This is a genomic window from Butyricimonas sp. DFI.6.44 (assembly GCF_022132345.1).
Taxonomy (GTDB): Bacteria; Bacteroidota; Bacteroidia; order Bacteroidales; family Marinifilaceae; genus Butyricimonas; species Butyricimonas muris.
Window position 1 is genome coordinate 126,159 of sequence record NZ_JAKNJD010000014.1, and the last position, 15,150, is coordinate 141,308.

The 15,150-nt window shown below is 43.1% G+C and carries 7 protein-coding genes; all 7 read right to left on the minus strand.

The window, feature by feature from the left end; genetic code table 11:
* Positions 1 to 14: 14 nt before the first annotated feature.
* Positions 15 to 1,577, minus strand: coding sequence for a PKD-like family lipoprotein (locus L0M98_RS18555; RefSeq protein ID WP_227217181.1), 1,563 nt, complete (start codon positions 1,575 to 1,577; stop codon positions 15 to 17).
* Positions 1,578 to 1,601: 24 nt separating this feature from the next.
* Positions 1,602 to 2,270 carry a DUF4843 domain-containing protein gene (locus L0M98_RS18560; RefSeq protein ID WP_227217180.1) on the minus strand — a complete coding sequence of 223 codons (669 nt, stop codon included), beginning with the start codon at positions 2,268 to 2,270 and terminating at the stop codon, positions 1,602 to 1,604.
* 19 nt (positions 2,271 to 2,289) lie between these two features.
* The gene (locus L0M98_RS18565; protein ID WP_227217179.1) at positions 2,290 to 3,741 is read right to left on the minus strand and encodes a RagB/SusD family nutrient uptake outer membrane protein; all 1,452 of its coding nucleotides are present in this window, start codon (positions 3,739 to 3,741) and stop codon (positions 2,290 to 2,292) included.
* Between the two features lie 12 nt (positions 3,742 to 3,753).
* Positions 3,754 to 7,152: a SusC/RagA family TonB-linked outer membrane protein gene (locus L0M98_RS18570; protein ID WP_227217178.1), complete on the minus strand. Its 3,399-nt coding sequence runs from the start codon at positions 7,150 to 7,152 to the stop codon at positions 3,754 to 3,756.
* Between the two features lie 62 nt (positions 7,153 to 7,214).
* Positions 7,215 to 9,821: a zinc-dependent metalloprotease gene (locus L0M98_RS18575; RefSeq protein ID WP_227217177.1), complete on the minus strand. Its 2,607-nt coding sequence runs from the start codon at positions 9,819 to 9,821 to the stop codon at positions 7,215 to 7,217.
* A 43-nt stretch (positions 9,822 to 9,864) separates the two neighbouring features.
* On the minus strand, positions 9,865 to 12,429 hold the full coding sequence (locus L0M98_RS18580; RefSeq protein WP_227217176.1) for a zinc-dependent metalloprotease: 2,565 nt from the start codon (positions 12,427 to 12,429) through the stop codon (positions 9,865 to 9,867).
* 31 nt (positions 12,430 to 12,460) lie between these two features.
* The gene (locus L0M98_RS18585; RefSeq protein WP_227217175.1) at positions 12,461 to 15,133 is read right to left on the minus strand and encodes a zinc-dependent metalloprotease; all 2,673 of its coding nucleotides are present in this window, start codon (positions 15,131 to 15,133) and stop codon (positions 12,461 to 12,463) included.
* Positions 15,134 to 15,150 lie beyond the last annotated feature (17 nt).

The following is a 15,150-nucleotide window of genomic DNA, read 5'->3' on the forward strand; positions in this document are numbered from 1 at the left end:
TCATTCACTAAAATCTAACTCTGCCAAGCATTACCAGTCTTCATTTTATAACGAATATCCACTATTCTACCAACATTTGTATCGGATTCATAAATCACACGTTTACTTTCTTCCGGCATTCCTTTGTCCATTTTCGTGTCCAACACATAAAATTTTCCGTTAGCAAGCCCTACACCGACACGATAACTTCGAGCTGACTCTGCATCCAAAGCCGTAATATCGGCATCGAAATGTTTGTAGAGTATCACAAAAGATTGCATATTTCCAGCACCAATATTAGCTCGTTCGATAATATATAAATCGGCTCCATGAGCAATTAACATGTAAGTATTTTCTATATAGGGAGGTATATAAAACAATGTATTCTCATCCAAAATATCACCCAATATTAAAGGCACTTGCTTTATCGGTGTTGCAATAACAGAACTAGTTCCTGTCATCTTCTCTATAGTAAATTCTTGATAATAATAAGCTCCTTCTGCATTTCTCAATATGGAATGATACATATTTTTACCACTACTATTTGTTTCGACACGACTGTATCCCGTGTAGACCACTTCCATATCGCCCAAATTATCCAAATGTGAAAATTCATTCGGGTATCCACCGCTAATCGACAACGGCAACACTTTACCCGCATTACTTTTATCCTTATCAATCAAAGCCAGATAACGTTGTTGACCTTTCTTCCCTTCCACCATCAACGTATAGCCGGGTCCCATAAAGGGGGCAATCACAAAATCCGTTACATAGAGATCTTCACCATTGTATTGTAATGGACTGTCTAGAAAAGCCCCCGTAAAAAAAGATTTATCAGAAAGCTTCAAGCGAGTGTACACTTTATGGTCATTTTTATTAATCACCGCAGAAATCCACCTCATTTCAGCCATTTCAAGCGGCGTGAAATTGGCAGGTAATTGTTCATCCAAAAAACTCTCTTGCAACGTTATATCCCGTTTGAATGAAAGTCCGCTCAAATCAACAGATTCAGCCCCATCCAATAGTACCCAAATATTAGAAGAAGATGAACGATAATAAAAATGTTCCAATAATCCTACCGGTTTGCCACCCAATTTCAGATGATTCTCTTGTTGATAAACATCCGGGTACTCCACGTAAGAATATCCACTCGGAGCTGTAGCATCGATATTCTCTCTTATATAAGTCAAATACGACTCGCCATCTTTTTCCGACAAAATCATCCATCCCGTGGTATTATGCTTTTCTGTTAATACAAAATTAGTTCGAGCCAAATAAGTAATATCGGTTTTCGTATCCAACACCCGTAAATAACAATCCTCTTTCAAAATCGTATCCACGTAATAAGACAGATTACGCTCATTGGAAAGCACTTTATTGCCCAAGCGCCATTCAAACTCCAGTCCGGTTTCATTACTATCTTGCGCAAAAGTCAGTACCGGTTTAATATTTATCGTTTCACCGGCAACCGCCGAATACTGGGTATTTCCCAAATCTATCGTAATTCCATTTGTTTCGGAATAATCATAATTCCCCTTGTCATCATAACATGCAGCGCACGCGAACAACAATGCAAATAACCATATTATATTTCTCATATTCATACTCTTTAGACCGTCAAATTAATTCACCGGAATGATAATCTCTTCTCCATTATCCGTAATACCCTCATCCTTAATATACTTTTTCAACTGAATAGCATATTTTCGCAATGCCGGCTCCTCTACACCCGAAAAGTCATGTATCCCGGTACACGCGAGCAAAGCATCCAACTTCACTCTAGACCAGGGACCGAAATAAATTTCAAAAGTACTATCCCACCAGAGAGGTGCAATATCTTTATCATTAAAATGAATCGTGATATATCGTTGCCCAACAAATCCCGGCTCAAAATTCTCATTGGCAACGACCGCCACGACAAGCGTAGCATCTTTTTCTTTCAACATCGCATTCTTTTTCACCGTAACCTTTATCGTATCCTTATCTTGACCGGCTCCAAAATAAGGTTCCGAATCAAACTCGTACAAGTCTGAGGTTGCAGTGGTTAACGAATCAACCACAGCTAACTTAAACGCACGTGGAGAAGCGAGCAGATTCCCCATCAAATTCACTTCAAAATACAAATCATGTGTATCCGCCCCGGGATAATTGGCAAATGACAAAAGAGTGTCTTGCTCCTCGGACATGGTAAAATACACGTAATGCTCCAAATCATAACGACCAATCTGGTCCTTTTCACATGACGCCAATAATATCGTCAAAAATATACTGATTATAAACCACCTATTCATATTTTTACATATTTAATCATTAAATACCTGATTCATTCCGCGGCAACGGTAACACGAAATTGGTGTTCTTATTGGGTTTCACGTTATATTTCTTATAAAAATGAAAAAGTTGCCCTTCTCCCCAAAACTCTTTCTTCACGTCATTCAATATCAAGTCATGAAATTCATCTAAACTAGAAGCACTGATTCGCCCCGGGGTACACCCTCTCGCATTTCTCACGACCTCCAATTCAGCGACAGCCTTACCAAAATCACCCAGACTCGCGTAATATTCTCCCCGTATATAATACATTTCGCTTAAACGTATCACGGGCAGCATCCGTTTATTTATCTCGTTCATACCTGTTGCATCATAATACTTACGAGTAAATACATACTCCCACGCTTCCACCACACGAACCAATCCACCGTCCTCGGCTAACCTTTTATCCCCGGCATCTTCCGATTTCCATTCTTCCCAATCCCAATAATCCACAGCCAAGTTGCATGCATTATCATCCGATTCATCATAGTTTTCAAAGTTTTCCGTCAACTTACGTTGCGAAAGCGCAAAAATCAGTTCATCATACATTTTCGTCTTATTACTGAATGTTTCTTTGGAAGTAAACGAAAAAATCTTCTCTCCCCTATCATCCACGAAATCGATCACTTCGGTTGCCATTTTCGCGGCTTCCTCTAATCGATTTGCATAAAAATACAAACGAGCCAAAGCAGCCGTCACTGCCGTGTAGTTCATCCGAAAACCCCGGTAATTAAAGAACATATCTGACGGACCTTGCTGTCCTTCATAACGACACGTAGTTGGTAACAAATAAAGCATCTCTTTCAACGTATCAGTCGTAGCTAATATATCGCGAGCATCCAGCAAATCCCGCTCGATTTTCTCAATCATGCCCGGCACGGATAAATAAGACGCCATCAAAGAAGGAAATTCATCGAAATAAGGCATATACACTTTATCTCCGGCCTCACTCAGCGAGGGGGCAAAATAGCGCAATAACTCGAAGTGCATAAACCCACGACAAGCAAGGGCCTCTCCATGAATCATATCCCGTTCAAGACGTTTTTCCTCGAACTTCACCGTATCCTCCTTACTGATATTCTGAACCAAATTATTGCAATTAGCAATCACGTTATACCCGACAGACCAAATATTCTGAATCAAAGATTCCAAATTCTTATCATCGTACAAATATCGTACAGCCCGATTATAAACATGAGAACTACTCCCTAAATTATAACTAGGGTAATACTGGGCAAGAACATCAGCAAATCCCCAAGTCAATTCCTGTCCCCACAAAGATGTGGAAGACATATCTTTATATATACCGTTCAAAGCTGTTCTATATCCACTCCCGGAATTGAAAAGAGTTTCCTCGTCCACTTCATTGCTCGGCTGTACTTCCAGCCAATTGCTACAAGCTCCAAGCAACAAAGGTAAAATGATATATAGTATTTTAATCTTTCTCATATTTCTAATTTTTTAAAAAGTCGCTTTCAATGAAAAATTCACAGTTCTCGCGTACGGATAACTCAATCCCCGCTCTTGTTTTACAGTACAGAAACGAGCCAAATCATTAGCCCCCAACTCGAAACGCACCATACCCAATCCCGCTTTCTTCAACCATTGTTGCGGAAGGTCGTAACTAATAGTCAAAGAATTTAACGACAATAAATTGTAATCTTCAACAAAACGAGTGCTTGGACGGGTACGCACTATCGACTCTTTTCCATTTTCCAGTTTTTTGAATTTAGCTTTATCACCCGGTTGTTTCCATCTTTGGGTAAGTACCCGTTTATCAACATTATCATTATACACATCGGCATTCTCTACCTTGTCTACCAAAGTCTGATTATAACGTTGTCCCCCGTACTCGTACATGAAGGTTGCATACAATGACAATTGTTTATACCTGAAATTGAAACCGAAAGAACCTTGAATATCCGGTTCTGTATCCCCGTAACTGATCTGGTCGGCTGAATCCCATACCGTGGTCAACGTTCCATCCCGCTTTTCTAATATCTCGTTTCCGGTAGCCGGATCAATTCCATGTGATTTCACAACAGAAATTGCCGTAGTTGAAGCCCCTTCCTCATATTTTTTATACGGTTTAGCAGACTCACTATCATATATCTTCAATTCCTTGTACATTTCATCCACACGGTCATTGTAATCTCTCAATGAACTGGATATCTTCAATAATTTGTTTTCATTGTGCGCCAAATTCGCGAAAATAGAAAAGCTCATATCTCGGTCATTAATTATATTACTGCGCACACTCACTTCAAAACCGCGATTCTGCATCTCTCCCACGTTATCTTTATACGTGGTAAAACCGGTTGAACTCGGGATGGTTACATCATTTACCAAATCCACCGTTTTCTTGTTATACCAAGAAGCTGTCACGTAAAACAACCTATTCAAAAAACCGAAATCCACCCCTAAATCCGTGGAATACGTTGTTTCCCAACCGAGTTTTTTATTTCCCATTGCAATCATAGAGGCTCCCATTCCCGTTTCGTACCATTCCTCGCCATCCACATTATACACGGTTTTAGCAGCAAACGGCTCGAAATTCACCTTACCGGTCGCCCCGTAAGTTCCGCGCAATTTCAACTCGTCGATAAAACCGGCATTCTTTATAAAATCGTAATTATGCAAGGCAATACCTCCACCCAACGACCAGAACACTCCGGTTTTATTATCTGTTCCGAATTTAGAAGAACCGTCCACACGCACAGAAGCGTCGAACAAATAGATATTATTATAACTGTAATTCACCATTCCCAAGAACCCGAACAAACGGCTCTTCTCGTCCCCGTTTGAAGGTTTTTCGTAAACATCTTGAGCATAACCGGCAGAACTAAAATCGCCGGAAGGGAAACCGCGATATACAGTAGATACATTCTCCCCGGTAGTAGATGTCGCATTAATACCCAACGAGAAGTTCACGTTGTGTTTCTCTATCGAACGATTGTAAGCCAGTATAACGTTCATATCCCATCCCAAACTCTCGGAAGTGGATACCGTCAATTGTCCCGATACCGAATTATCGAGATCCAATTCATCCGCATTTCTTTTAGAATTCGGATCGATAAAATTCCGTCCTTTACTTGTTGACTTGGTTACGGTAAACTGACCTTTTAATTGCAAATAATCATTAATATACCAATTAGCACTCAAATTATTAATCAATTCATGGCTTTCCGTACGATTAAAACTATTCAAACTCGCCTCGTATAAAGGATTTACATTATCGAAAGAGAGATGCCATGCCTCCAATTCCCGCTTGTAAGTCCCATCTCCATTTTTGTATTCACTATAAGGCAACTGTTTCGTGTAATCTGAAAATTTTCCATAAGGAGAATCTGCTGAACGGGTTACTCCATAAGACACATAATTCTTTACTTGGAAAGACTTAAGACGATAATCCAAATACAATCCCATGCTAATACGGTCACGATAAGAATCTTTCATAACCCCATCCTCATTATTGTACCCTAAATCCACGCCGAAACGAATATCATCAGTACCTCCATCTACATACAAACTATGCTTATGATTAAAAGCCGTACGCAACGGTTTAGACAACCAATAAGTATTCACTCCACGTACCACATTATCCAATTTCCAATTGTACTCCCGGTCTAAAGTATATTGATTTAACGGTTTATCGTCATGATAAATTCCGGCAGCAACTTCCGTTTCCAATTTCTCTTTAGCATTCATCAAGTTATAATCAGTAAGATCAGGCATAGTTACCGTTCCGGTCATACTGTATGAAACGGAAAGCTTTCCAGGGGTCGGGGCAACGGTGGTAATCACAACCACACCATTTGCCGCACGGGAACCATACATCGCTGTTGCAGCTGCATCCTTTAACAAAGTGATATTCTCGATTCGGTTCATGTCCAAGTCATACAATTTGGTAACCGAAACTTCAAATCCGTCCATGATGAAAAGCGGCAAGTTCGGGTTATTCTTCAAATTAGACTTTGACAAAGCATCTGCATCCAATTCCTTTACTCCAATACCGGAACGACCGCGAATGTACAACTCCGGCACGGCATTCGGGTCTGACCCCCACTCCGTGTTTTCTTGTATACGAAAAGACGGATCGAATGTCTGTAAGGCTGCTAAAACATTATTTTTAGATACTTTCAGCAACTCATCCCGTTCCACTTTTATCGCATTTCCCGTGAAACTTTTCTTATTGATGTTACCATATCCCGTGATCACCACCTCTTCCATCTCCATTTTTTCTTCCACCAAACGGATAGATAAAGGTTTATCATCATTCTTGGTATCATTGCTGACCACCACTTCTTTCGTGACCATACCGACAAAGGAAACAACAAAAACGGTACTGTCCATCGGGACAAAAGTGACTTTAAATGCTCCGTTCGCATCGGTTGCGACCCCCATCTTCGTTCCCTTGAGCATGACTGTCGCACCGGGTAGCGGTTCGCCCCGCTCATCCATCACGACTCCCCGGACGGTGCGTTCTTTTACTTTCACGTCCTTTTTGTCATTCGCTTCTTTCAACTTAATCACGATGATGTTGTTCACGATGTTGTAAGTATAGTTCGTGTTTTTCAAACAATACTGCAGAATCTCCTCCACGGAAGCGTCTTTAAATACTTTCGTCACGGAAGGAATCTTGGCGATTTCTTCAAAATTGTACAGCACATCATAAGATGTTTTACTTTTCAACTCCTCCAGCACCTGTTCCATGGTTGCATTCTGGAAGGTCAACGATAACTTCTGCGCCGCGGCAGGAGTTACCTTGAGTACGCACATGAAGCAGAGTAACAAGACTCCCTTCAGAATACCCGAGTGTAAAAAATTTTCTCTCATTTTTTTCCCAAATCTGAAATTCATATCCTACGGATTTTGTTAGTAATAATTCTGACTCAAGTAGTCCGGTCACCCGGACTACATATTTAGATCTTAGGCATGTCCTTCCACGAGCGAGTCATCAGGAATAACAAATAATCATAATGAGCTCGTGTCCGGGCATCACCCGTATAGCGTTGCTTTTTAAGCAACTCTTTTATCTTATCGTACACGGAGTACCACAAATGTTTCTGGTTATCTGCCGCAATGTTTTCCACCACCCAACGATGTCCGAAAACTTGATGTTCCGGTCCTTGCGCGGATTCTTCTTCTAATTCTTCATCCAAACCGGCGTTTACATCTGCCTCTGTTGCATAATATTGCCCGAACCATCTTACCCGACCGTTAATATCGACATCATTACGCACGTTTGAAATGAATTCCGCTTGCATCACCCGCTCCTCATCCGTCAACGCCCTTCCCCGTTTCGTGGGTTCGAATACAAGTTCATATAAATCCTCGATATACTCTTTCGGACTATATGAGTTAGGAGCACGATGATAAGTCAAAGATATGCGTTTGGTCTGATATAAATCGGTAATCACGTTTTTTTCCTTCACGACATAAGATTTCAAAATTTTCATCGCTTGAGAACCGTTAAAACTTAGATTTTTGATTACCTCTTCCTGATCCAACCACCTTAAATCTTTCAACTGCTCGATCACGAATTTCAAAGAAGCCCGTTGCACCTCTTTCGGCACGACTGTAAGCGTCGGATTCGGATCTCCCACGAACGCTTCATTCAAGTAGAAAGAACCGATATTCCGGTACACGTTGAACAAATATCCCTTTACCTGTGCCACTATAAAGCGATACATGTCATTCCGGTAATTATAATCTCGGTCTTCCTCATCCATCCATTCGTTCATGTGCTCCATGATATATTTCAAGTTCTTGAGCCCGTAAGCACTGGCTTTAATGGCATCGTCACCCAAATCGTACGATAATCCGCTGGGGTCGAAGGTCGTCAACAGATATTGTTCGGGAGCGAAACGATACATCGGATCACCGGCTTTCTCGGCAATCCACCCGGCAACCACCTTATTCTCCTCTTCCGGCGTATTCACATCAAATACAGGTTGGTATGCCACTTTTATAACATAATAGTCATACGTTCCCAGTTGAGGTACTAAAGCTACCCCTTTATCCTCCGGTTGAGCCACGTAATTAAAGCCGATATTATCCATCACGGAAGCCGTAATCCCGTACTTTTGAGTATAGGAAGCCGAACGCAAAGAATCCGTCGGGATAGCAGCCGAACCTGCCATATTATTAATCAATCCTAACGTGTGTCCAATCTCGTGACGCACGGCAGCCCGAATAGATTCTCCCTGCAACTCATCCGACAATTTCAAGTGGCGGGCTCCCTCGTCAACTTGCGAGGTCTGCACGAAACGTTGAATGTTATTCCATTTCAACAAGTCATGAAACAAGAATAGAGAAGCGTTACGAATCTCGCCATTACGAGGATCTACCCAAGAAGCGTCTTTCATCATCGTCACTACACCCGTCGGCACGTAGCGAATCGTGTTATATTTCATATTATCCGGATCGAACTCGGGATCATTTGTCGGGTAATCTTTTACCTGAATGGCATTTTTGAAACCGATAGCCTCGAAAGCCTTATTCCAATCCAAAACACCTTGCGCCACGTGCGCACGCCACGCTTTAGGGAAATTAGGATCCAGATAGAATACAATCGGTTTCACCGGTTCTGTCAATTTCCCTTGTCGATAGGCTTCCACATCCGCGGGTTGAATATCCCAACGCTCCATGTAATGTCTTTCAACGGAGCGATCGACCTTGGTTGTCATATTCTCACAAGCAGAAGTTGAGATACCTACCCTTGGGTCTGCCAAACGGGGACGCATTGTCGGATGCTCCGGCAACAGCATGAAGGTACGATTCACTTTAGCCGTTAAGGGTTCGCTCTTCGAAATCACGTATTGTCCGCCCATAACCAAATCAAACCAATATCCCAGACAGGAAACAACAGACACGTTATCCTCGAAAGCCTTTGTGCTCACCACGTATGACAAATCCTTTTTAAATTCAGGGGCTATCCCGGCACGACCGTACTCCTGCGTACGTTTCCCGCTACTGAAAGGTGTCATTTCTTCATCATGCCCCACAAGAAAATCCGTCATATCAAACACGATAGCCGTACTATCGGCATTATACGCCAACACGGGGAATGAATTGATAAGCGGATGAATACTATTCATACGGATAGCCTCCTGCACTCCCTCTTCACTCGAATCCGAATATAAAGGAAGTTGCCCATTACGACTAATTTCACACATCATCAGGGTACTGTCCTGCAACGAGAAAGCAAAATGTTTCGGGCGGGTTCCCATCAATCCCACGGTACCGCTCCCCACATCGGAAGTCTCCACGATCTTCGAGCCCAACAGGAACTCTCTGCCCAACAAAGAAACCGGCAACTCGAAATAGATTTTACCGTTCACCAAATGTAACGTCATAAAACCTTTCTTGGTATCGACTTTTTTACCTTTAAAAAGTTTGTCGTACTTGCTCAATTTCTCCACCTTCTCCGTGTCCTTTTTCTTTTTATCCTTTCTACCGGCAGCATGAATATCCGCAAAAGCCACCAGTACAAGAAGAACCGTGAATAAAACAAAACTTCTTTTCATCTGTTTATATTTTTATTTTCTTATTTATCAATTAATATCTCGCTCATTTCCAGTTACGCACATCCTCAATCTTTTCCAAAAGGAAGCCGTAATGACTCCGGGTTTCCCGTGAACCGCCGTTCAGTCGGGACTCCATTAATTTCTGTACCCGAATCAACAGCCCATGCCATAAATGCGCCTGATTATCATTAGACAAGTTCGTCACGTAATATTGGAAACCGAATCCTTGTACCGGCAACACGGGGTTTATCTCTTTCGCCAGTGTTTCCACTTGAGTCTGCCTTCTCTTCTTGCCATCTCCTAACCGATGATTCGGAATCTGTATCCGTTTCAATATAGCACACACGACCTCATACTGTAAAGTACGTTCGGCCTTCGTGAGATTCCTGCCCTTTATTGTCGATGCCCACACATGCGCATATATATCATCAAGGTATTCTTTGGGGGAATAACTCTTCGGGTCCCGGTAGTAGCCCAAGGATACCCGTTTCGTGTTCACCAGTTCCTTGGCAAACTTTTTCACCAGAATTTCTGACTTCGGCGTTCCCACTGTCAGGTTTTTAGTCACTTCCGGGGCATCAATCCAATCCAACGTGCGCAATTGCTCCATCACGAATATCGCGGCACGTTTCTGCTTCTCCTTGGGCAACACGCTGAAAGCGGTACGCCCGTCCCCGACAAAACTCTCGTTCAAGTAATACCCCCCGACATTCAACAAAGCATTTTTCAAGTATCCGGCAAACTGATTGGCAATTCCCCGGTACATATCTATCCGGTAGGTATAATCCCGGTCTTCCGCGTCCAACCAACCATTCATGTTTTTCAAGATATACTGCAAATTCTTGATACCGTAAGTCCCGGCTTTCACGGCATCGTCGCTTAAATCTTCGGTCAACGCACTCGGGTCATATTCGTCGTACACCTGCTGCTTGCCGTAACGATACATCGGATCTCCGGATTTAGCCGCAATCCAAGATTGTACCACACGAAGTTCTTCCTCCGCGTTCTTCGCCTCCGGTACCGGACGATATCCCACTTCAATAGCGTAATAATCATACACACCCAAATCCGGCGGAGTCAAACCGACTCCTTTATCTCCCGGTTGCGCGATATAATTATAACGGGCATAATCCATGATAGAAGGCGTAGTCCCGTATTTCCGGGTAAATACCGCACTCCTCAACGAATCAGCGGGAAAGGCTGCCGAAGCTGCCATATTATGCATCAATCCAAGACAATGCCCGACCTCGTGAGCAATAATATAACGCAGGCTCTCGTGCATCACTTCATCCGACAATTTAGGGGTACGTACACGCTCGTCCAGTTGTGCCGTCTGCACGAAACGCATCTCGTTCACCAATTTCACGATGTCATGATATACAAATACCGAAGCGTTCATAATCTCACCCGTGCGAGGGTCTACCCAAGAAGGGCCCATGGCATTCTCAACCCCAATCGGTGCATAACGCACGCAAGAGTATTTCAGGTTATCCGGGTCGAATTCCGCATCATCTTTCGGGAAATCCTTCGATTGAACGGCATTCTTAAAACCGATACGCTCGAATGCCTTGTTCCATGTCCGTATGCCTTCATGGATAGCATTCTTCCATGAAGCGGGGAAAGTATTATCCACGTAAAACACGATCGGTTTCACCGGTTCAACAAGTTCTCCCCGCTTGAATTTCTCCATGTCCGAAGGTTCCAGATTCCAACGATGCATAAAATAAGTTCGAGTACTCCGATCTACATCCATCCCCATGTGTACTCGGGATGAAACGAAATACCCTACTCTGGGATCCGCCAACCGCCAACGCATCATATCCTCCTTTTCCGGCAACAAAATCATGGAACGATTGACCTTCATGGTTACCTGTTCAGCATGCCGATACCCCGTATTCTTACGGGTAAGTACCTCGTGATAAGTCAACACCGAACAAATCGAGATATTATCTTCGAATGCTTTAAAAGAGTCCAAGTATGACAATGACTTATTCAATGTCGCCTGTCTGGTCAACAAACCGAATGCCGCAGTCTTTCCATACGGGTCGAAAGGATCCATTCGCTTGTTATCACCCAAAAACATTTCAGTCACATCGAAAACCACCGTGGTAGTGTCCCGATTATAAGCGGCAATTTTAAAGGCTTGCATCAACGGGATAATCGTACTTTTAGCCACAGCCTGTTGCATTCCGACCTCGTCAGCATACACGTTGGGACGAGTGCCATTCGTCACCTCCTGCATATACAGCGTGCTGTCAATAATATTGAATTTCACATGCAACGGCTCCGATGCTTTCTGCCCGACCAACACGTTCCCGTTATTACTGATCTCGCTCACCGTCGTTCCGAGCAGGAACTCCCGGTTCAAAAGATTCATGGGCAACTCGAAGTATAACTTCGCCCCGATCTTATGAATCGTCAGCAATCCCTTTTTAGTTTCCACCTTCTTCCCCCGGAAGAGGCGATCGTACTTCACGGAACGCTTCTGGGGAGCAGGTGCATCCGCCTTCACCTCTTGTTTCTTTTTCCCTTTCGCGGCAACCTCTCCGGTCACAAGAAACAAGAGTCCCATGATGCAGATGAATAACCTGTATATTTTTATTCTCATCTTCAAACACTTAAAGTATTAATCACCCTATTTATTTTGACTTCATAAAATCCTCCACGATAGAAAGCAAATAAGTATAGTGCGCACGAGTTTCATACGAGCCACTATTTTTCCTTTTTTCCATCACGGCTTTCACTTTTGTCAATAATTGATAATACAAATAGTTATTGTTATTCGTCGACGTGTTGAATACATAATAAATATAGTCAAACCCGGCACGCTCGTTCAATTCATTCATCTGATTCAATGAATGATAGTAATCCAACATATCGCCTTGGAAATTACCTGAAACAACCGGCATATCTCTCAAATGATCAAACAATTCCATTTGTTGATACACGGGTAAATCCGCACGAGGTGACAAAGCATGTACATCCCGATTCATCTCGGCCGCAAGCAATTCATCCACTTCACCTCTGGGAGTGAGAGGATCTGCCCCTTTAATTAAATTCTTCAACACTTCGGTTTGCAGGATACGCTCACATTCCGTGGGATTCGTTCCCTTTATCGCGGAAGCCCAGATACTCTCGTATAAATCCGTCAGATATTCTTCCGGCGAATAAGCATCTTTATCCCGATAAACTGCCAGCGACAAACGTTTCGTGTTCAATAGCGAACCGGCAAGATTTTTCAGCATCAACCGGGCTGTCGATCCGTCCAGCGGCAAATTCTTCACCACGTCGATGTTATCAATCCAATCCATGTCTTTCAATTGTTCAAACAGGAACTGTGCCGAACGTTTCTGCATCTCTTTCGAGACAATGGCAGACGTGGCGTAAGGATCACCGACCATATGCTCATTGATATAGAATCCCCCGATATTCATATTCACGTTATACAAATAACGCATATATTGAGAAGCTATTGCCTGATAAATATGGAATCGATAACTATAATCCGCATCCTGTCCATCCAGCCACTCGTTCAAATGACTCATGATATATTTCAAGTTCTTGATACCGTATTCCCCGGCTTTCACGGCATCGTCACCCAAATCTTCCGTCAAGGAAGTCGGGTCAAATACCCCGTAATAAATTTGTTGTTTCCCGTAACGATACATCGGGTCACCAATCTTATCCTCGATAATTTTGTTCAAGTGAGGAACTTCCTCTTCCGTACTCTTGGCATCCGGGAAGAAACGGTATCCCCAGTCTATCGCGTAGAAATCATATACACCCAAACGGGGAGGAGTTAATTTCACCCCTTTGTCTTCAGGCTGAGCGATATAATTAAACCGGGCATAGTCCATGATGGAAGGCGTCGTCCCGTATTTCTCCATAAACTCTTTATCACGATATTTCTCTACCGGAATTGAAGCCGACGAAGCCATATTGTGCATCAAACCGAGGCAGTGCCCAACCTCGTGCGCCACAATATAACGCATACTCTCTTCCAACACATCTTCCGGTAATTTTGTCGTGCGTACACGGGGATCCACTTGCGAAGTCTGCACGAAACGCATATCATTCACCAACTGGATCACATCATGATAAATGAACACCGAAGCTTGAATAATCTCACTATTCCGGGGATCTACCCAAGAAGGCCCCATAGCATTGGCGATACCGATAGGCGCGTAATAAACACAGTTATATTTTAAGTTGGCAGGATCAAACTCAGGATCATCTTTCGGGAAATCTTTCGCTACCATCACGTTTTTAAAACCGATCTTCTCGAACGCTTTGTTCCATTCCAACACGCCCTCTCTTACCGGTTTTTTCCATGCTTCCGGGAATTTGTCATCCACGTAGAACACGATCGGTTTCACCGGTTCCACCAACTCCCCTCTTTTATACGCCTCCACGTCTTTCGGACGAATATCCCATTTATTGGCATAAGTCAGTATCTGCACCTCATCCGCGTACCGAGTCAATTTCTCTTTAGATGAAGTGAAATAACCAATCCGGGGATCCGCCATACGGGCATGCATAACAGGTTCTTCCGGCAAAAGAACAAAAGAACGGTTCACTTTTATCCGCACGGGTTCTTGATAAGCAATCATCACGATTCCCATGTACAACAAATCCTGCGTGTAACTCAGGCAAGAGGTAATCGACATATTGTCCTCGAACGATTTCAACTGATCGACATACGACAGGTTCTTTTTAAAAGAAGCCCGACGGGCGCATGCCCCGTACATAGTCTTCTTCCCGTTCGGATCAAAAGGATCAAGCCGCTTGTTGTCACTCACCAGAAAATCAGTCATCTCAAACACGACGGCAGTACTATCCGCATTATACGCTTTCACTTTAAATCCCTGCATCACCGGACATCCCACTCCCTGTGCCAAGGCAGCAAGAACACCTTCTTCCTCGTAATCCGTGAATATTTGACGACGAGCTCTATTGGTCACTTCCCGCAATTCCACCGTACTATCGCGAAGTGTAAACTTTATATGTAAGGGTTGTTTCACCTTCTGTCCCACCAATACATTCCCGTTATCACTAATCTCCGAAACGGTGGAACCCAACAACATATCCCGCCCCATCAAGTTTAATGGAAATTCAAAATAGACCTTCCCGTCCATCTTGTGCAATGTAACCATCCCTTTCACTGTTTCCACCTTCTTGCCTTGGAACAGTTTCTCGTAAGGGGTTACCTTTTTCTCCTCTACCTTTTTCTTCTTCCTCGTTCCGGCGCTAAGCGGTTCTGCCGCGGAAAGCACAACAAGACAAGTAACAAAAAACAAAAAAGTTCGTCTCATAATAATCATCATTAATT

Bases quoted from the DNA above. Each gene is read 5' to 3' on its own strand.
- L0M98_RS18585 (WP_227217175.1), bottom strand. From the start codon at position 15,133: ATGAGACGAACTTTTTTGTTTTTTGTTACTTGTCTTGTTGTGCTTTCC.
- L0M98_RS18560 (WP_227217180.1), bottom strand. From the start codon at position 2,270: ATGAATAGGTGGTTTATAATCAGTATATTTTTGACGATATTATTGGCG.
- L0M98_RS18570 (WP_227217178.1), bottom strand. From the start codon at position 7,152: ATGAATTTCAGATTTGGGAAAAAAATGAGAGAAAATTTTTTACACTCG.
- L0M98_RS18575 (WP_227217177.1), bottom strand. From the start codon at position 9,821: ATGAAAAGAAGTTTTGTTTTATTCACGGTTCTTCTTGTACTGGTGGCT.
- L0M98_RS18565 (WP_227217179.1), bottom strand. From the start codon at position 3,741: ATGAGAAAGATTAAAATACTATATATCATTTTACCTTTGTTGCTTGGA.
- L0M98_RS18555 (WP_227217181.1), bottom strand. From the start codon at position 1,577: ATGAGAAATATAATATGGTTATTTGCATTGTTGTTCGCGTGCGCTGCA.
- L0M98_RS18580 (WP_227217176.1), bottom strand. From the start codon at position 12,429: ATGAGAATAAAAATATACAGGTTATTCATCTGCATCATGGGACTCTTG.